This is a genomic window from Mucilaginibacter sp., from assembly GCF_039925265.1.
Lineage (GTDB): Bacteria > Bacteroidota > Bacteroidia > Sphingobacteriales > Sphingobacteriaceae > Mucilaginibacter.
Genome location: NZ_JBDSZG010000002.1, coordinates 38682 through 58549 on the forward strand (window position 1 = coordinate 38682; position 19868 = coordinate 58549).

The following is a 19868-nucleotide window of genomic DNA, read 5'->3' on the forward strand; positions in this document are numbered from 1 at the left end:
TAAAATATTCGGGTTTAACTGCCGTTATTTATCTAAACAAAAAAAGATAGCTTATGGGTGAAACCTTTACAACAAATTTCTACGCGGTCACTAACAAAACTCAGATGAAAGAGTCAGGAACACTTGAAAATCTGGATGCGGACTCAGTGATATTCTATCACTCTATCCATGCCGAATTGGATCTTCTGAAAAAGAAGCCAAAATTGCAAACCATCCACCAGATACTTGATTACTCAAAGAGTTTACGTTAAGTACTACGCCCCCCCCCCCGAAACTGGTTCATAGATCATACTTTTGGCAAGGCCGATCGTTTGATTTATGAACCTTTCTATTTTACGGAAGTTAATAGATCATGGATGATAGTTCATGGCTAAAGTCTCTCAAGTTTTGTGTTTTTGCAGATTATTGAGGATTATTGCGTACGATATAGTTCTACTATGATCTATGAACTATCAACCATAATCCAATGTTAAAAGCCGAACGCTACCGCCACTTCGTTGAATATTTTTCTAAGAACCAGCCTAATGCGGTTACCGAATTAAATTATAACAGCCCGTACCAGTTGCTGGTGGCCGTGATCTTATCTGCCCAGTGTACCGATAAACGCATCAACCAGGTTACCCCCGCGCTTTTCGAACGTTTCCCTGATGCCGCAGCTTTGGCTGCTTCAGATGCCGACGAGATCTTTACCTATATCCGCAGTGTGAGCTATCCTAATAACAAGGCTAAACACCTGGCAGGCATGGGCAAAATGCTGACAGAAGTTTTCGGCGGCGAGGTGCCATCTGATTTGGACGACCTGCAGAAAATGCCGGGAGTTGGCCGCAAAACAGCCAATGTAATTGCCTCGGTAGTTTTTGATGCGCCTGCAATTGCTGTAGATACTCACGTTTTTAGGGTTGCCAACAGGCTGGGCCTTGTTCGTGCCAGCACGCCTTTGGCGGTTGAAAAGCAATTGGTAAAAAACCTGCCCGAAAATACCCTGGCGATAGCGCACCACTGGCTGATATTGCACGGGCGCTACATCTGCGTTGCGCGCAGCCCCAAGTGCGAAATTTGCCCGCTTACCTGGTTTTGCAAATATTACGCGCAGCAAAATACCGAAACGGCATTGTTAAAAGCCGAGGCTTTAAAATTCCGAAAATCAAAAGATGCTAAAAAGAAGAAGATACAGAAGGCCATTGTGAAGGAATTGGTGAAACGTAGTGTTGATAAAGATATTTGATTAGTAGGCCCTGGTTAGTTAACTTCATACGCCGCTCCCTGATAATAAGGCGATTTCCAAATAAAAAATAATTACTAAAAAAATTAGCAAATAATAAAAATGTTATTTATATTTGTTTCACGAAAAAAATAGAGATGAGCAATACAGATAAAATGAAGGCACTGCAGCTTACCCTTGATAAGCTGGAAAAATCTTACGGAAAAGGCACTATCATGAAGTTGGGCGAACAAGCCATTGAGCCAACGGAAGTAATATCAACCGGTTCGCTGGGTCTTGATATTGCTTTGGGTGTAGGTGGTTTACCAAAAGGCAGAGTTATAGAGATATATGGCCCGGAATCGTCGGGTAAAACTACCCTGGCCATACATGCCATTGCCGAATCGCAAAAGAAGGGTGGCATCGCGGCCTTTATTGATGCGGAGCACGCCTTTGATAGATTTTATGCTAAAAAGCTGGGTGTCGATGTAGAGAACCTGCTGATCTCTCAACCGGATAATGGTGAGCAAGCGCTGGAAATTGCCGATAACCTGATTCGCTCTGGCGCTATTGATATTTTAGTAATTGACTCTGTTGCCGCATTAGTACCCAAAGCCGAAATAGAAGGCGAGATGGGCGACTCTAAAATGGGTTTACATGCCCGCTTAATGTCGCAGGCATTACGTAAGCTAACCGGTACCATCAGCAAAACCGGATGCTGCTGTATCTTCATCAACCAGTTGCGCGATAAAATTGGTGTGATGTTTGGTAACCCCGAAACTACAACCGGTGGTAATGCTTTAAAATTTTACGCTTCGGTACGTTTGGATGTACGCCGTATATCACAAATTAAAGATAGCGACGAGGTGTCCGGTAATCGGGTTAAGGTGAAAATTGTGAAGAACAAAGTGGCACCGCCATTCCGTATAGCCGAGTTTGATATCATGTTTGGCGAAGGTATTTCCAAAGCAGGCGAGATCATAGATCTTGGTGTAGAATACAACATCATCAAAAAGGCAGGTTCATGGTTTAGCTATGGCGATACCCGCCTTGGCCAGGGCCGCGATGCCGTTAAACAACTGATATTGGATAACCCGGAACTGATGGAAGAACTGGAAGTGAAAATAAAAGCTACTGTAACCGGTGAGAGTTTAGCGGAAGCATAGTTTTAAAGCTACGATTTAATAGATTTTATAAACAGAGAAAGCCTTCCAATTTGGAGGCTTTCTCTGTTTATAAGTTTACGCTTATAATTATCTTTACAATGGATATAGAGAAATTACGGTTTGAGTTATGTCAGATGATTATGCAGGCTGATGATATGCAGCTTAAAGATTTAAATGCTCTTATTACCGACTATTTTGATTCTCAAAAAGACGAAGAGTGGGATACGATGCCACAATTTTTAAAGGACCGAATTAATGAAAGCCTGAGGCAAGCTGATGCCGGATTAGGCACGCCTCTAAATGAAGTTTTGGAAAGAATACGAGCCAAACATGGCTTGTATTAATAAAATCCCGAATTAAAAACTCCGAAACTACCTCAACCTATCTGCCGACTTCACCAGCTTCTCATCCCTTTGTATCGCTTTAAAAGCAAAAATGATAAGGATGATACTCAGGGAGGTAAGAAATAAGCCAACGCCCATATTCTTATATTCCAATGTAATGGCACCTACAACCGCTTTAACCGTTTGCGCCATCCAGAAGCTGTAACCTATTAAGGCCAGGATAGCTATATAGCAAAAGTTGATTTGTTTCTTACGGTTTTTATACATGAAAATAACTGCCAATGGCGCCAACGCTATGATGGCAGTTACCGCCGTTAAGGCTGTGAAAGTTTCGATGTGTTTTTCCTGTCCGTTTACAATTTCATAAACGCCGGTAACGGTAACGTTAGCCAGTTTGCCATCCACATAAATATTATGTGCAAGCGGGAACAGGAATAGCCCGAACATTACAATGGAGGCGGCCAGGAGATAGATACTTTGTATTCGTTGTAGCATTTTGTGTTGAATTGGATATTTAGTAGTTCATCATATTAAAACTACGGGCAAATATAATAGATATAGCCCGCTTATAAATTCAAACATTTGCAACATTTTAACGCTCGCAACATCGCAACAAAACTTACCTTTGCCCCGTGGCAAACACTCAACGCTATTTTATCGAACTCGCTTATGATGGTACCAAATACCATGGCTGGCAGGTGCAACAAAATGCCGTAAGCGTACAGGAATTACTGAACAAAGCGTTAACCACTTTATTACGCCAGCCGATAGAAACGACTGGTTGCGGTAGAACGGACACCGGCGTACATGCAAAGGAATACTTTGCGCATATAGATGTCCAGCCCCCCCCGCCCCCTGAAGGGGGAGCTTTTGATTTGCAAAAGAATAGTAATAGCTCAGAAGGCCCCCCCTTCAGGGGGCGGGGGGGGCTTCGCGGCCTCAACGCCCTGCTTCCGCACGACATCGCAATTAAAAATATCATCCCTGTTCATCCAGAAGCCCACGCTCGTTTCGATGCTACTTTACGTAGTTACGAATATCATATCCACTTTGAAAAAGATCCGTTTGTACACGGAAATTCGTGGTTGCTGCGCGATATGCCAAACCTGGAACTGATGAACCAGGCTGCGGCCATTATCATGGAATATTCAGATTTTAGCTGTTTCAGTAAATCAAATACGCAGGTTAAAACCAATAATTGTAAAATTGTAAAAGCGGAGTGGGAACAAACTGAAAAAGGCATTATATTTAAAATATCTGCCGATCGCTTTTTACGTAACATGGTAAGGGCGATAGTAGGTACGCTGCTATCGGTAGGCAAAGGTGAAATGCCGCCGGAGGGTATCCATGAGATTATCCAAAGCAAAAATCGCAGCAAGGCGGGCACCAGCGTACCTGCATGTGGATTATATTTAACAGAGGTGAAGTACCCTTACTTAGCCCCCTAACCCCCTAAAGGGGGAACAGAATTAGAAAGGAAATGATAAGCAAAATAGAACTATTTGTTTTTGAAAAAACTCCTTCGTTAGCCAACGGAGACTGGGGGGCTTATGGCAAAAGAAAATAAAGAAAGCACTCCAAAAGCTTCCCCTTCAGGGAGCGGGGGGGGCAGTGTTACCGGTAAGGCTTTCGACTGGCATTTGCTTAAACGCATTATGCATTATGTAACACCGTATAGGTCGGTATTCGTGATAGCCGCGTTCCTCACCATTTTCCTGGCTGTTATAGCTTTGATCCAGCCTATCCTTATTCAGCGCACGCTGGATAAATACATTCTCGCTAATGACTACCATGGGCTGGTATTTATGGTGGAGCTGATGGTTGGTCAGCTCATTGTACAAACCATTGCGCAGTATTACCAAACTTATCTAACCAACTCTTTAGGGCAATCTGTTATTCGCGATCTGCGGAAAGATGTATTTAACCACATTACCAGCCTCCGCCTAAAATATTTCGATCGTACGCCTATCGGGATGTTGATCACCCGTACGGTATCCGATCTGGAAACCATAGCCGATATCTTTTCTGAGGGGCTGATCTCTATCATGGGCGATATGTTGCTCGTGTTCGCGGTTATCGGCTATATGCTTTGGCAGGACTGGAAACTGGCGCTCATTACCCTCATACCTATGCCATTCCTGTTTGCATCTACCTACGTGTTTAAGGAAGCAATCAAATCTTCCTTCCAGGAAGTACGTACACAGGTGGCGCAATTGAATACTTTCCTTGCGGAGCATATCAGCGGGATCAGCATTATTCAATACTTCTCCCGCGAGGAACAGGAGATGCGCAAGTTTAAGGCTGTCAACCTTAAATACCGCGATGCCAATATCCGCTCTAACTGGTATTACTCCATCTTTTTCCCGGTGGTAGAAATTTTATTTGCTGTTTGTATGGCGCTACTGGTTTGGTACGGCTGCAAAAGGATCCTTAACGATCAGCAAATGCATGCCATCTCGGCATCTCAAGGCGGCATCACGCCGGGGCTAATTACCAGCTTTATTGTGCTGCTAAACATGCTGTTTCGCCCTATAAGGCAGCTGGCGGATAAATTCAACACCCTGCAAATGGGTATGGTAGGAGCCGACAGGATCTTCAAAGTGCTGGATACCGACGAGGTGGCTACCGATGATGGCAAACTTGCTCCGCCGTCCATACAGGGCGATATAGAGTTTAAAGATGTTTGGTTTGCATATAACGACGAGAACTGGGTGCTTAAAAATATCAACTTCCACATCAAACCCGGCGAAACGCTGGCTTTGGTAGGAGCAACCGGCGCGGGTAAATCCTCAACCATTAACATCCTCAACCGTTTTTACGATATAGGTAAAGGTAACGTAACGGTGGACGGGCACGATATCCGCGAATACAAGGTAGATTATCTGCGTTCCAAAATAGCGACGGTGATACAGGATGTATTTTTGTTTACCGATACCATTGGCAACAACATCAGCCTCAATAATACCGAAATAACCCGTGAGGAGATTATCGCGGCAGCAAAGGACGTTGGCGCGCATGATTTTATTGAACGCTTACCAGGCGGTTATGATTATAACGTAATGGAACGCGGTGCAACCCTATCGGCGGGGCAGGCGCAGTTGATCTCGTTCATCCGCGCGCTGGTTTATAACCCGGCTATTTTGGTTTTAGATGAGGCCACTTCATCCGTAGATACCGAAACTGAATTGCTGATACAAACGGCCATTAATAAACTGATGCAGGGCCGAACCGCAATTGTAATAGCCCACCGCTTGTCTACCATACAAAACGCGGATAAAATTATCGTTTTAGATCATGGCGAGATCATGGAAAGCGGCACCCACCAGGAGCTGCTGCGGATTGAGAACGGCTACTATCGCAAACTGTACGATCTGCAATTCAACTCGGCAGGGATAGCCAAGCCAATTTAAGCGCTATTTCGATTCCAGCCTGCGTTCGTCATCGTCAGATGCATCCGGCTGGTTTTTCTTTGGCGCGTCGTTTACAGATTTTACGGGTTGTTCTTCGTTCTCGTACCGCTTAGCCACATTTTCCTGTTGGGGTTCGTCGGCATGGTATTGTTTGTCGCGGTCTTTTACAACGCTTTTATGCCCTTCGTCGTTTGGCCTGTTGGTTGGCGTATCTGATGGGGATGGTTTATCGTGATCGTTTGCTGGAGTTGTCATGATAGGATAACAGGTGGTACGTCCGTTTTGTTGACAAGATTTAATGTTTTATCCGTAGAACATGGCAGCAACAGATCATTATCTTGTCATCCTTTAAATCCCTTAATCGTGTTAGTGTCCGTTAATTATTGTTAATTATCCCGCATAAACTTTTACCTTTAGGGCAGGTTTGTTATTTTCGCAAACTATAAGAATTGATGTGCTTACGCGTTATCTCGTAACTCACATCTTAAATCTCATATCTAAGAAAGGCACATGGAAGAATTTGAAGCAAGCGAATCGGCAAAAAAAACCAAAACGATATATATATCTACCGTTTTTGGTATTGCTATGGTTTTATTGATGATAGGGTTGCTGGGATTGATCTTAGTGAAGGCGAATAACCTGTCGCGTTACGTGAAAGAAAACATCGTGCTTAATATATTTATGGATGATGCCGCGCACGAAACCGATGTGCTGCAATTTCAGAAACAGTTGGACGGCAACCCAATGGTTAAGCAAACACAATACGTTAGTAAAGAGCTTGCCGCCCGTAATTTGCAAAAAGACCTGGGCGAAGACTTTGTGAAATTCCTGGGGTATAATCCCCTTTCGCAATCGTTGGATGTGTACCTGAAGGCCGATTACGCCAACAATGCAGGCATCGACAAATTTAAGGCCGAACTGATGAAAAACCCATTGGTGAAAGAAGTGAAGTACCAGCAATCGCTGGTTGACCAAATGAACCAAAATCTCAAATCCATCATATTGGTGATACTTGCTTTCGCAGCCATATTTGTAGTGCTGTCGGTAGCGCTTATTAATAATACCATCAGGCTCGCTATCTACTCGCAAAGGTTCCTTATCAAATCCATGCAGTTAGTAGGGGCAACCAAGGGCTTTATTCGCAAGCCATTTTTGTTATACGGCATCTGGCACGGCTTATTGGGCGGCTTAATTGCTGTGTTGATATTGATAGGCACCCTATACCTGGCCTACCAGCAAATTCCCGACCTGGTGATCCTGCGTAACTACACCGAGTTCGGCATCGTATTTTTAGGTGTTATTGGTATCGGGGTTATCATGTCGGCAGTAAGTACTTTCCTGGCGGTAAACAAGTTTTTACGTTTAAAAATATACGATCTGTACAGATAGTTCATTAGTTCATTTGGGATGTTGCGGCATCTCTAAAATCATAAATCACTAATTCAATCATTAAAATATATGGCATTGCAATCAAAACCGGCCGGTCCGGTTAAAACTACACATAAACCAGCATCGCTGGAGACTACTACCCCGGCCCAGTTTGTATTCGGCAAAGAAAATTACCGCTGGTTAATTATCAGCATTGCTGTAGTAGCTTTTGGTTTTGTGCTGATGAGCGGCACTACCGATATTTACAGTACTACAAAAATTGTAATTGCACCAATAGTTGTATTGGCAGGGTTTGGTTTAGGTTTTTACGCGATCCTAAAAAAGCCGGCAGCTAACTAATGAATCTTATCCATGTAATTGTGCTTGCCATCATTGAGGGCATCACCGAGTTTTTGCCTATATCTTCCACCGGGCATATGATCATCGCTTCATCGGTGATGGGCATCCAAAGCAATGATTTTGTTAAGTTATTTACGGTAGCTATTCAGTTGGGCGCTATCCTGTCGGTAGTAGTTTTATACTGGAAACGCTTTTTCCAAACGCTCGATTTTTACTACAAATTATTTGTGGCCTTTCTTCCCGCAGCGGTATTTGGCTTACTATTCAGTAAAAAAATTGATGAATTGATGGAAAGCGCTCTGACGGTGGGTATCACCCTGTTTATTGGCGGTGTTATTTTATTGTTTGTTGATAAATGGTTCAACAAGCCCGATGTTAAAGAAGAAAAAGAGATCAGCTACCTTACTGCGCTTAAGATCGGTTTCTTCCAGTGCTTATCTATGATTCCCGGCACCTCGCGCTCTGCTGCCACCATCGTGGGTGGTATGTCGCAGAAACTTACCCGCAAGGCAGCGGCAGAGTTTTCGTTCTTTTTAGCGGTTCCAACCATGTTTGCCGCAACCGCCAAAAAGTTATACGATTTTATTAAAGACGGGCATGTTTTTACCGGCGAAGAGATAAAGCTTTTGGCCATCGGTAATGTTATAGCCTTTATTGTGGCTTTATTAGCTATTAAAACCTTCATTACCTTTTTAGAGAAACGCGGTTTCCAGCTGTTCGGCTGGTACCGTATTTTGGTTGGAGGGGTTATTATAGGCCTTTATTTAAGCGGGCATAACCTGCAGATATTATAAGGTATACTGTTAAAAACAGAATAGCGATGCGCCAAAAGCCATCGCTATTTTTGTTTAAGAGGTGTCTGAATCAGAATTTACAGAATTAGAAAATTTTCAGGATAAAATAAAGAGACCAAATTACCGCAACCACGGTTACCGAATTCTGTTCATTCTAAAATTCTGTGAATTCTGATTCAGACGGTGGGCTGCATAGCAGAATAGAATGCCACGTGTAAAATCTTTACCTTTGCCGCTTAAAAAATAATTTTGAGCACTACTACTTTCACCAACATACAGGACTTTGCCGACGGACAGCTTTTGCTGGTAAACAAACCCTACAAGTGGACCAGCTTTGATGTGGTTGGCAAGATCCGCAATGCCTTTAAACCGCTGAAGTTAAAAGTTGGCCATGCCGGTACGCTCGATCCGTTGGCAACCGGGTTGCTGATCATCTGCACCGGTAAAATGACCAAGCAGATAGATACCTTCCAGGCCGAAGAAAAGGAATACACAGGTACTATGGTGCTGGGTGCCACCACCCCAACTTACGACCTGGAAAGCGAGCCCGAACAAAAGTTCGAAACAAGCCACCTTACCGAAGATCAAATAAAAGCCACCTGCGCGCAGTTTACAGGCGATATTCAGCAATACCCGCCCGCACATTCGGCCATAAAAATTGATGGCGAACGCCTGTACGAAAAAGCCCGCCGAGGCGAGGAAGTAGAACTGCGCCTGCGTAATGTTACCATTACCGAATTGGAGCTAACCCGGATAGAACTGCCCGAAGTAGATTTTAGGGTTGTATGCAGCAAGGGTACCTACATCCGTTCGCTGGTGAACGATTTTGGCGCGGCTTTAAATAACGGTGCCTACCTCTCGCGCCTGCGCAGAACTCGTAGTGGCAATTACCGGATAGAAGATGCGCATGAAGTGCTGGAGTTGGTGAATACTATACGAGAGCTTAAAGGTGCCGGCCCGGTGAATGATGCATCAGTTGCAGGTCATTAATTTAGTTCAATAATAAAAAGCTTTCTCCGTTGTACTTTCAACGTTTACCTTTGAGGAATCCTTAAAAATGAAGACATATCATCATATAGATGAATTTACGCCCTTAGAAAATGCCGTGGTTACCATCGGTACTTTTGATGGCGTGCATATTGGGCACCGTAAAATTATAGCCCGTTTAAAAGAACTGGCCGAAGTTGCGGGTGGGGAAACCGTTATTTTAACTTTCTTTCCGCACCCTCGGATGATATTGCACCCCGAAGACGAGAACATTAAACTGATTACCACCATTGCCGAAAAAGCGGAACTGATGGAGCAGTTGGGTGTGGATCATCTGATCATCACCCCGTTTTCGCGCGATTTTAGTAACCAGTCTGCCGAGGAGTATATTCGCGATATCTTGGTGAAGAAGATCGGTGTAAAGACCATCGTAATAGGCTACGACCACCGGTTTGGCAAAGACCGCAAAGGCGGACTGGAAGATCTGTTGCAATTAGCCCCCGAATACGGTTTTGAAGTGCTGGAGATCCCAGAACAGGATATTAATGATGTTGCCATCAGTTCTACCCGCATCCGTACCGCTTTGCTGGATGGACAGATAGATATCGCTAACGAATGCCTGGGCTATCCATTTTTTATCACGGGTAAAGTTATCCGTGGCGACCAGTTAGGCCGCCAGCTGGGTTACCCTACAGCCAACCTTATGCTGGAGGAAAGGTACAAGCTGATCCCATCAGACGGGATCTATGCGGTAAGAGTGAACGTAGAGGGGAAGGAATATAAGGGCATGGCATATATTGGCCACCGCCCAACCGTTAACGGCATGACCAGGAACATCGAGGTGAACATCTTCGATTTTAACGCCGATATCTACAACAAACAACTCCGCATGGAATTTTTGCACTTTGTACGCGAGGATATCCGCTTTGCTTCATTGGATGAATTAGTGGTGCAGTTAGGCAAAGATAAAGAGGACGTGATGGCGCTGCTGGTGTTGGATAATCCACAGTTTAACACCTAAGCATCCCGATACCCTTATTGCTACGGTTTTAAGATAAGGTTAAATGCATATTTGATAATATCGCGTTAATTAATTTAATTCGTATCGCTCTAATCTAAAATTGGCGTAACGTGCGGTATGGCTAAACTTAACCTCGACAGGCAGGAAAGCGAATTTTTAAACAACACCATCTCCCATTGGGAAAAACACCATTTAGTTGACGCCGAACAAGCGGAGAAACTCCGCGCTTCCTACGAGGTAAAAGGTTTCGACTGGATGCGGCTGGCCAAATATTCGTTTTGGGTAGCGCTTATTTGCGGGGTGGTAGCTGTAGGTTCGCTTATTGTGGATGACGCGGTTATCAACTGGCTAAAAAGTCTGTACGATACACCGGACATTGTGATTGCCATACTTTCGGCCGCTGCTGCAGTGGGCTTATTCTACCTCGGCCGCAAACGCGAAAAGCTGTATCCCGAAAAGATCTTCAGCAATGAGGCCGTTATTTTCACCGGTGTACTCTCCACCGCCTGTAGCATAGCTTACTTAGGCAAAACGTTTGATAACGGCAGCGGCCATTATTCCCTTTTGTTTTTAGCATCGGTAGTTGTTTATGGTTTTTTGGCCTGGCGAATGGGTTCGCGGCTGATATGGCTTTTCGCGCTGGTATCGCTGGGTAGCTGGTTCGGTACCGAAACAGGGTACCAAACCAAGTGGGCGCTTTACTTTTTGGGGATGAATTACCCGCTACGCTTCGTGTTATTCGGGTTACTGTCGGTTGTTGCCTGTCACTTCCTAAAAAATAAAAAATGGTTCAGCTTTTTTTGGGAACTTACCTATGTAGTTGGTATGCTATACCTGTTTATGTCGCTTTGGCTGCTCAGCATATTTGGCAATTACGGTAGTTTAGATGTATGGTGGCAAATCAAGCAGATCAGCTTGTTTTACTGGGGCATTATATCGGCAGTAGTAGCAGGCGGTTTCCTGTTATATGGTTTAAAAAGCAAAGATGTAATTGCCCGGGAGTTTGGCATTACCTTCCTCATCATTTTCCTCTACACCAAATACTTCGAATACTTTTGGGATGGCACCAATAAAACGCTGTTCTTTTCCATCCTCGCCCTATCGTTTTGGCTTATTGGCCGCAAAGCCGAGAAGATCTGGAATATCAGCACGAAACCCGGCCCTCCGGCGCCCTGAAGGGGGAGCCGGAAATAGAGTCAAGAAGTAAGATCCAAGAAACAAGAAAGCCCTGCGGATAGTAGTTATTAATAATACCTCCTGCTTCTTGAATCTTATCTCTTGCTTCTTGAGTTCAATGCTTAAACCACACCAAATAGATCTGTTTAAAAACATGGTACAGCGCAAACCCAAAAAAGAGGATTGCGATACAGGTATCAATGATCTTTGTGCTCAGCGCGAATTTCTTTTGCAGGTAGCCGGCAAATTTTGCATATAAAAATAGGGCGATAAAAGCGCCCATAGCAGAGCCGATGCTGAAGAATACCAAGTCCAGCGGTTTATCGTCTATCCATTCGTGGGTAATAAGGTAGGTGCCGGTTACCATCCAAAAGGGGATTTGCATAGGGTTTAAAAAACCCAGCAGAATGCCGTATTTGATACTGGCATGCTGGCTGTATGTGGTTTTTGGCGGCTTGTTGCGGTTACGCCAGGTAATAAAGCCCATTGTGCCAAACAGTACGACCATCACCCAATCTATAATGGTATCCAGCCTAACCTCTTCTGATAGCCATTTAGCGCCTTGCATCACTACATAGGTAAAGAAAAACTCTACGCAGGAGAAAGCGATGATGAACTGCAGGGCCTGTTTGATACCCCGGTTTATCGTTATTTGTACAAGTGTAAGGTTTACATTTCCTGGCGGTACATAGCCTATAAAATTGGCTATCACCCCGGCAAGTAAGGTTAGGAATATCATCGGGGGCAAAGATAATACTTTACGAGGCAATAAAATAAGAGATAGCTCCACGGGAGATATGAACGATTGTGAATTATGCAAACTCATTATTTCGCATATTTGCACCTTGTAAATAAAAGCATATCATACATGCCTGCTCATAAAATAGTATCCTTACTGCCCGCCGCTACCGAAATTGTTTGCGCGCTCGGCCTCGAAAATAGCCTGGTTGGCCGGTCGCACGAGTGCGATTACCCTGAAACGGTAAGGTCGTTGCCGGTTTGTTCAGAAGCTAACTTTCCCGATGGTTTAAGCAGTGCCGATATTGATGTGAAAGTAAAGGAGATATTGGCCGATGCACTCTCGGTTTATACCGTAAACCGTGAGGTGATAAAAGAGCTGCAACCCGACGTAGTGATCACCCAGGCACAATGCGAAGTGTGCGCGGTATCTCTGCGCGATGTAGAACAAGCTTTAGAAAACTATCTGGATAAACCCGCCACCATTATATCATTGCAACCCAATAGCCTCGACGATGTCTTTAATGATATAGCCACCGTTGCGGCAACCCTGAACGTTACCCAGGCAGGTGAGCAATTGATAGAAGACCTGCAGGAACGGGTAGATATTATTCGCCATAAGCTAAAATTTATGGAAAATAAACCCACGGTAGCCTGTATAGAATGGCTGGAGCCGATGATGTTGTCGGGTAATTGGGTGCCGGAGCTGGTCACTATAGCAGGCGGTGTACCAATCCTCACACAAGCCGGCAAGCACTCGCCGTATGTAAACTGGGCCGATATACAGGCGCAAGACCCCGATGTACTGATCCTGATGCCCTGCGGCTTTTCCATTGAGCGCACCATGCGCGAAATTAACATCCTGTTGCAGTTGCCCGGTTTCGGTGAAATGAAGGCCGTAAAAAATAACCGCGTTTACATTGCCGATGGTAACCAATACTTTAACCGCCCCGGTCCGCGCATTGTAGATTCGGTAGAAATATTAGGGGAGATCATTCATCCCAAGCAATTCATCTTTGGATACGAGGGCGAGGGCTGGATAAAATTCGCACTTTAAAAAATATTTTAAGAAGTTTAGCCAACATTATAAATCGATATTTTAATTATATTTACGGTTCTCAACCTAATATAATTGCCATGCGTCGTTTTATCCTACTATTTATTGTTGTCGTTACCAGTGTAAATTCGTTTGCCCTTACCCGCGACGAGCCAAAACTTGATCCGCAAAACCTGCACATCAGTTGGGAAGTAGTTGATAATAACTATCAAAATAAAGGGCAGGCGCTTACCGCGTTGGTGATCGCCAACAAAGGCAAAACGGCTTTACCTGCTTCGGGTTGGAAAATCTACTTTAACTCTTCGCGTAACTTTTTGCCTAATGCAACCACCGGCAATGCTACCATAACTCCAATAAACGGCGACTTATACAGCATTACGCCAACTGCCAAATTCACGGAGATAAAGCCCGGTGAAAGTGGCCGTATTGAATACGTTTGCGAATCGCCTGTGGTTAATTTTACCGATGCCATTGAGGGCCCGTACCTGGTTTGGGATAACGAACCTGCAAAAGGCTACGCCATTGGCGAGTTTACGGTTAAGCCATATAACCCTACCTATCAGGGACTGATAACCCCGGAGGTCATCTATAACCAAAACAAAACTATATTGGATATCCCGGCTGCCGGTTTGCAGAAAATTATCCCAACGCCTGTAAACTACCAGGAAAATACCGGCAGTTTTATCATCACCAATGCTGTTACTATAGTAAGCGATCCTTTGTTTGTGAATGAGAAACGTTACTTTATAAACGGACTGGAAAAACTGCTGGGCAGTAAAATAAAAGGGACATCTGCCAGCAAAAAGATCGTCTTTAAGAAAGACGCTACTTTAGGTGCCGAGGCTTATCAGCTAAACGTTACCCCCGATGGCATGACGATAAGCGCCGCTACACCTGCGGGTTTGTTTTATGGCATCCAATCGTTTAAAACATCGCTTAGTGCATCACCATGGGCGAAAGCACAGGCAAGTATAGCAGTGCCATGCCTGGATGTTACCGACGCGCCCCGCTTCCCGTACCGTGCGGTAATGCTGGATGTGGCCCGTAACTTCCAAAGTAAACAACAGGTATTAAAGCTGATAAACCTGATGGCGGTTTATAAAATGAATACCCTCCACATGCACCTTACCGACGATGAGGGCTGGCGCATAGAGATCCCGTCGCTACCCGAGCTTACCGCAATTGGCTCCAAACGCGGCCACTCGCTGGATAGCAAAACCAACCTGCCTGCATCGCATGGCTCGGGTCCCGATTTTAGTAACACGGCAGGTACCGGTTTTTATACCAAGGCCGATTATATCGAGATCTTAAAATACGCTAACGAACGCCATGTCACCGTTATCCCGGAGATTGAAACTCCCGGCCATGCCCGTGCGTCTATCAAAGCGATGGATGCCCGATACGAGCGTTTATTGGCTGCTGGTGATAAAGCCGGCGCAGAGCATAATTTGCTGCGCGACCTGAACGATAAATCGAATTACCGCTCGGTACAGTACTGGAATGATAACGTGATCGATGTATCGCTGCCGTCTACCTATAACTATATTGAGACCGTGGTCGGTGACCTGGTGAATATGTACAAAGAGGCTAACGCGCCCCTGCCCGCTATCCATTTTGGTGGCGACGAGGTGCCTGCACATGTATGGGAAAAATCTCCGGCTTACCTAACTTTAAAAGCCACTCATCCCGAGATACAGGGTACAGGCGACCTTTGGTATTACTTCTACGGCAGGGTGAACGATATTTTGAAGAAACGTAATATCAAACTTTCCGGGTGGGAAGAAATGGCTCTGCGCAAAACCAATGTAGACGGGCATGCCACCTACGTACCCAACCCGCAGTTCGTAAACGAAGGGATGCAGGTGGATGTTTGGAATAACGTACTGGGCGATGGGCAGGAAGACCTTGCTTACAAACTGGCAAACGGCGGTTACAAAGTAGTGCTTACCTGCGTTACCAACCTGTATTTTGATATGGCCAACTATAAATCTTTTGATGAGCCGGGATACTATTGGGGTGCTTATTTGGGTATCGATAAATTCTTCTCGTTTATCCCGTACGATTACTTTAAAAATGCCGACGTGGATAAAAATGGCATCCCCATTAACCGCAACCTGTTTGTAGGCAAACAACGCCTTACCGATTACGGCAAAGAAAATATCATTGGCCTGCAGGGCGCCTTATGGGGCGAAACCGTAAAAAGTGCCGAACGCATGGATTACATGATCTTCCCTAAACTGATTGGCCTTGCCGAGCGTGCCTGGGCAAAGGACCCGAGCTGGAGCACAGAAAGAGATACCGCTAAAGCCCGTGTTTTATATAATGAGGACTGGAGTAAATTCCTCAATATACTGGGTCAGCGCGAATTGCCGAGGCTGGCTTATTATAATGGCGGGTACAGTTTCCGCATCCCAAAACCGGGTGTTGTGTTAGAGGATGGTAAATATTTGAGCAATATTCAATACCCCGGCCTGGTTATCAGGTACACTACGGATGGTACCGAACCCACTGCCAAAAGCAAGCTTTACACCGGCCCGGTAGACGCAAAAGGGGTAGTGAAATTCAGGGCCTTTGACTCAAAAGGGCGGGGCGGTAACATGGCCGAAGGACCTGTTACTAACCCCAAGCCTGCAATTTAGATTGGTTCATGGGTGATAGTTCATAGATAATAGAAAGATAGGACGGCAGTACGAACTAACTTCCTAACCATGATCTATGAACTATCACCTATCAACTAATCTACTTTTTTCTCTCCCGCATTTACGGCTTTTATAAATCTGACAAGGCCGTGCATATAGGTGAGCTGATCATCGTACATGCTCATGTGGCTACCGTTTTTGCAATACAGGTAGCTTCCGTTTTGCACCTGGGTGGCTATCCATTCCATATGTTTCGGGTCCATGGTATCGTATTCGCCGCCGATGCTTAAAGTTGGTACCGAAAGGCTTCTGATCTCCTTTTTACGGTCCCAGTTAGCCAGTTTACCAGCTATTCCAAATTCGCTCGGCCCCTGCATGGTTACGTATAACGATTGATTCATTTTTCTGAACGAGCGTGCTACCGGTTCAGGCCATTCGGCGGCTGGCATTCTAAGGATATGCTTTTCATAAAAGTTAGGCTGCAGCAGGCCCATATAATTAGGGTTTGCAAAATCTTTTTTGGCCTCCATATCCCGGAGTTGGGCCAGTACTTTCGGGTCGAGCTGTTTGGCTAAAACTTCCGAATATTTGCCATAATCGGGGCAGCTTACCATCATATTGGAGATGATAAGGCCTTTTAAATGCGCTTGGTATTTCAGAGCATATTCGGTAGCCAAAATGCCGCCCCAGGAATGGCCCAGCAAATAAAAATTATCCTTATCTAAATGCAGGGCCTGGCGCACCTGTTCTACTTCCTCCACATAACGCGGCAGGCTCCACATGGTGGTATCCTTGGGGTTATCAGAGTTTCCGCAACCCAGTTGGTCGTAGTAGATCAGTTCAATCCCTTTGCCGGGCAGAAAGCTTTCCATGCACTCAAAATACTCGTGCGTGGCGCCGGGGCCGCCGTTAAGCAGCAGTATTTTCATAGTAGGGCTGTTACCCAGTTTTTTGGTCCATACCTTAAACTTGCCTTTTGGCGTGCTGATAGTAACCATTTGCACGCCGCCGGTCTTTACACCGGACGTAGTATCTTTAAAATAGTCGGCCAGTTCAGGCGCCTCGTATTGTTTGGCAGCGGGACTTACACAGGCAGATACGCAGGCAGCGGCAGCAATAACCGCCGAAAGGATAAAGATTTTTAATTTCATGTTGGAAACTGATGATTTTGGTATAAATCTAATGAATTCGGTTGATGGTTCATAGGTCGTTGGGTTATCTCTGGCCAAGCAGATTTTTAGGGTGTTCCACTTTGCATTGTGGAACACTTATTTTTAAAACAATATTGACAATCAGTATTTTACATTTTTTGGTGGAACACTTTGGAACACCCCTATTGTTTAAATAGCATTTGTAATGTCTTTATTACCAATAGGTTAAATAAAGCAGGCTAAGCAGAGTTAAAAAACAGGAGTGAAACACCTTTATTGTTAACCGATTGCTCCCTTTTTAAAGAGAAATCCCTAATCCCGCATAATAATTCCTCAGAGGTGATGGGTTGTAATATCTGTTGCCGATGGCGTTGAGATCATTCCCGAGGCTGTATTTTTCGTTCAGCAGATTATCGGCACCGGCATAAATTTCCAGCCTGGTTTTGCCAAATTGGTGTTGCCACGATGCTTTGGCCTGCAGCAGGTGATAATTGCCCGCATACATGGTATTGGCATCGTTCAGGGGTATTTTAGCCGTATAGTTATGCTGCACAAAAACCGACAGACCCTGCGGAAGCATTACCTGTAAGGATGATACCACCACCTCGCCCGGTACGCCGGTAAGTTTATTCCCCGAGTAATTGTTCCCAGCCACATTATAATCCCGGAAGTTGAACCTGCTGATGCTTATCGAGGTGTTAAATTGCAGGCCATGTATAAAATGCGTAGTGTTTTGGCGGATGAGCCAATCGGTAAAAGCCAGTTCGAAACCGGGCTGTTTGGTGCCGCCCGCGTTTACGTAGTACTCCGTTTCGTTAGGGTTTAGCTGGCGAACAATGGCATTGTTGATGCGGTAATAAAATATGGAGGCATCCAGTAACATGCTTTCATCTTTATTCCGCAGGCGGAAACCGGTTTCATAGTTCCAGCCAAACTGTGCCTGCAGCCCTGTGTTTACTATATTATCCGTTGGTCTCACCTCTGCGGTGGTAGGGGTGGAGTAACCGCGACTAACCGACGCGCGCCATATAAAATCGTTGGTGATTTGGTAGGATAACGCGAACCTCGGCATCAGTTGTGGCGAAAAATCACGATTGGTAAAATCGGCCTCATTTAGGGGTGCGGTGTTCCTGAATTTATAATGATAGTAATTTAGGCTGAGTGCTGCTTCGGCGTACAGGCGTTTGTAAATATCTGCCGCGTACCGCGCGAAAAAGAAGTGCTGGTTGGTATTGATCTTATCTATTTTTTGCACCTTGCCTTTATCCCCCGTATTGTTATCGTAATTGCTGATGAGTGAGTTGGTTTGCTGCCATTCCAGCCCCACATTCAGCTTACCATCAAAATTGGCAGATTGCTTGCCCGCGAATTGAAAATAGGTACGCAAGCCGTAGGTGTTTTCGTCCCGCTGTTCGTAATTGGTAATAAAAGGGTTGGCAAAATCAACATGGTTGCCAAATACCGTGAGCACGTTGCGTACGCCATCGGCTATTTTAGCGTCGTTGGTTATGCCGCCCAAAAGTAGTTTGGTGTTGATGCGGATCTTCTGATCGATAGCGCCCGGCAAGGTGGCGGTAGGCAGCCTGGCCGAACGCGGATTGGCCGTTGCTTGGGCAAGATTCAATCCTCCCGGTGTTTGATAATCCAGATCGGAATAAAGTACCGTGGCACGTAGTTCGCTGTTTTTAGCATATTGCCAGGCATCGCCGGCTTGCAAATAGTTGCGGTGCATGCGGCTGTTTTGGCGGTAGCCATCGTAGTTTTGATACGATTGGTTAAAGTTGAAACGGTAGTTCTTGCTGCTGTTTTGCACGGATACCTTCTCGTGAAATAAGCCATACGAACCGCCGTTTACACCAGCCGAAAGGTAGCTGCTATCCAGCCGGTTTACGGGGCTTAATAAAACCACGCCGCCGCTATTGGCCCCAAACAAACTGCCGTCTGGCCCTTTTAATATTTCAATATGGCGGATATTGCCAATATCGAGGGCGTTTAGGTAAGTATTGCCACCTGCATCGGTTAAGGGAATCTCGTCAAAATAAACCTTTACATCCCGCACCCCAAACGGGGATCGGAGCAAACTCCCCCTGATAGACAGCCGGTAGCTCCCCGGCGAGCGCTCTTCTGCCCGTATGCCAGGTACGGTATTTAACGCGGTTACAAAAGAGTTGTCGGGCTGTAGTTTTAATTGTGCTGCACCTATTACGCTTACAGAAGCGGGTACGCTTAGTACGGGCTGCTCGGTAAGGTAGCCTTTTACGGTAACCGTTTTCAGTTGCTTTAGGGTATCGGCTTTAGGCTGGCTTTTATTTTGAGCGATGGCGCTACCGGTTACAATAGATAGAGAGAGCAGGCAGAGGTAAAATTTATTCATAGCGGATATGAAACAAAAATAGCCCTTTAAAACTAAAAGGGCCGGGAAATCGCTTTTAAACTTTTACACTGATTTTGGCTAA

At 45.1% G+C, this 19868-nt stretch carries 18 protein-coding genes; 13 read left to right on the plus strand and 5 right to left on the minus strand.

Annotated elements, in window-relative coordinates; genetic code table 11:
* Window positions 1-466: 466 nt before the first annotated feature.
* The 3 genes from nth (at window position 467) to ABIX36_RS00250 (ending at window position 2711) form a co-directional block, all read left to right on the plus strand.
* A complete protein-coding gene (gene nth / locus ABIX36_RS00240; RefSeq protein WP_348080175.1) occupies window positions 467-1225 on the plus strand; it encodes an endonuclease III in 759 nt (252 codons plus the stop codon).
* Between the two features lie 134 nt (window positions 1226-1359).
* Complete coding sequence (gene recA, locus ABIX36_RS00245; RefSeq protein ID WP_128532488.1) at window positions 1360-2367, plus strand: recombinase RecA; 1008 nt, start codon at window positions 1360-1362, stop codon at window positions 2365-2367.
* A 98-nt stretch (window positions 2368-2465) separates the two neighbouring features.
* The gene (locus tag ABIX36_RS00250; RefSeq protein ID WP_348080176.1) at window positions 2466-2711 is read left to right on the plus strand and encodes a hypothetical protein; all 246 of its coding nucleotides are present in this window, start codon (window positions 2466-2468) and stop codon (window positions 2709-2711) included.
* 27 nt (window positions 2712-2738) lie between these two features.
* Here ABIX36_RS00250 and ABIX36_RS00255 read toward each other — a convergent pair whose 3' ends face one another.
* Window positions 2739-3206, minus strand: a complete 468-nt coding sequence (locus ABIX36_RS00255; protein WP_348080177.1) for a DUF4293 domain-containing protein — start codon at window positions 3204-3206, stop codon at window positions 2739-2741.
* 137 nt (window positions 3207-3343) lie between these two features.
* Here ABIX36_RS00255 and truA point away from each other — a divergent pair, with 137 nt between their 5' ends.
* Both truA and ABIX36_RS00265 read left to right on the plus strand, forming a co-directional pair.
* The gene (gene truA / locus ABIX36_RS00260) at window positions 3344-4159 is read left to right on the plus strand and encodes a tRNA pseudouridine(38-40) synthase TruA (RefSeq protein ID WP_348080178.1); all 816 of its coding nucleotides are present in this window, start codon (window positions 3344-3346) and stop codon (window positions 4157-4159) included.
* Between the two features lie 207 nt (window positions 4160-4366).
* Window positions 4367-6121 carry an ABC transporter ATP-binding protein gene (locus ABIX36_RS00265; protein WP_348080222.1) on the plus strand — a complete coding sequence of 585 codons (1755 nt, stop codon included), beginning with the start codon at window positions 4367-4369 and terminating at the stop codon, window positions 6119-6121.
* A gap of 3 nt (window positions 6122-6124) precedes the next feature.
* Here ABIX36_RS00265 and ABIX36_RS00270 read toward each other — a convergent pair whose 3' ends face one another.
* On the minus strand, window positions 6125-6376 hold the full coding sequence (locus tag ABIX36_RS00270) for a hypothetical protein (RefSeq protein WP_348080179.1): 252 nt from the start codon (window positions 6374-6376) through the stop codon (window positions 6125-6127).
* A gap of 255 nt (window positions 6377-6631) precedes the next feature.
* On the opposite strand from ABIX36_RS00270, the gene ABIX36_RS00275 reads away from it, so the two are divergent.
* The 6 genes from ABIX36_RS00275 (at window position 6632) to ABIX36_RS00300 (ending at window position 11827) form a co-directional block, all read left to right on the plus strand.
* Window positions 6632-7510 carry a permease-like cell division protein FtsX gene (locus ABIX36_RS00275; protein ID WP_128532479.1) on the plus strand — a complete coding sequence of 293 codons (879 nt, stop codon included), beginning with the start codon at window positions 6632-6634 and terminating at the stop codon, window positions 7508-7510.
* A 69-nt stretch (window positions 7511-7579) separates the two neighbouring features.
* Window positions 7580-7849, plus strand: coding sequence for a DUF3098 domain-containing protein (locus ABIX36_RS00280; RefSeq protein WP_348080180.1), 270 nt, complete (start codon window positions 7580-7582; stop codon window positions 7847-7849).
* Entirely contained in the window at window positions 7849-8643 is a 795-nt protein-coding gene (locus ABIX36_RS00285) for an undecaprenyl-diphosphate phosphatase (RefSeq protein WP_348080181.1), read from the plus strand. The genes ABIX36_RS00280 and ABIX36_RS00285 overlap by 1 nt, the downstream gene beginning before the upstream one ends.
* A gap of 249 nt (window positions 8644-8892) precedes the next feature.
* Window positions 8893-9633 carry a tRNA pseudouridine(55) synthase TruB gene (gene truB / locus ABIX36_RS00290; RefSeq protein WP_348080182.1) on the plus strand — a complete coding sequence of 247 codons (741 nt, stop codon included), beginning with the start codon at window positions 8893-8895 and terminating at the stop codon, window positions 9631-9633.
* Window positions 9634-9700: 67 nt separating this feature from the next.
* Window positions 9701-10651: a bifunctional riboflavin kinase/FAD synthetase gene (locus ABIX36_RS00295; RefSeq protein ID WP_348080183.1), complete on the plus strand. Its 951-nt coding sequence runs from the start codon at window positions 9701-9703 to the stop codon at window positions 10649-10651.
* Window positions 10652-10768: 117 nt separating this feature from the next.
* Window positions 10769-11827: a DUF2157 domain-containing protein gene (locus ABIX36_RS00300; protein ID WP_348080184.1), complete on the plus strand. Its 1059-nt coding sequence runs from the start codon at window positions 10769-10771 to the stop codon at window positions 11825-11827.
* Window positions 11828-11942: 115 nt separating this feature from the next.
* Here ABIX36_RS00300 and ABIX36_RS00305 read toward each other — a convergent pair whose 3' ends face one another.
* Window positions 11943-12566 carry a LysE family transporter gene (locus ABIX36_RS00305; RefSeq protein WP_348080185.1) on the minus strand — a complete coding sequence of 208 codons (624 nt, stop codon included), beginning with the start codon at window positions 12564-12566 and terminating at the stop codon, window positions 11943-11945.
* Window positions 12567-12695: 129 nt separating this feature from the next.
* Here ABIX36_RS00305 and ABIX36_RS00310 point away from each other — a divergent pair, with 129 nt between their 5' ends.
* The gene (locus ABIX36_RS00310) at window positions 12696-13622 is read left to right on the plus strand and encodes a cobalamin-binding protein (RefSeq protein ID WP_348080186.1); all 927 of its coding nucleotides are present in this window, start codon (window positions 12696-12698) and stop codon (window positions 13620-13622) included.
* A gap of 80 nt (window positions 13623-13702) precedes the next feature.
* A complete protein-coding gene (locus ABIX36_RS00315) occupies window positions 13703-16261 on the plus strand; it encodes a family 20 glycosylhydrolase (RefSeq protein ID WP_348080187.1) in 2559 nt (852 codons plus the stop codon).
* 95 nt (window positions 16262-16356) lie between these two features.
* On the opposite strand, the gene ABIX36_RS00320 is transcribed toward ABIX36_RS00315, so the two are convergent.
* Window positions 16357-17412 carry a proline iminopeptidase-family hydrolase gene (locus tag ABIX36_RS00320; RefSeq protein ID WP_348080188.1) on the minus strand — a complete coding sequence of 352 codons (1056 nt, stop codon included), beginning with the start codon at window positions 17410-17412 and terminating at the stop codon, window positions 16357-16359.
* Window positions 17413-17710: 298 nt separating this feature from the next.
* Window positions 17711-19786 (minus strand): TonB-dependent receptor, encoded by a 2076-nt coding sequence (locus ABIX36_RS00325; RefSeq protein WP_348080189.1) that lies wholly within the window; start codon window positions 19784-19786, stop codon window positions 17711-17713.
* Between the last annotated feature and the right edge of the window lie 82 nt (window positions 19787-19868).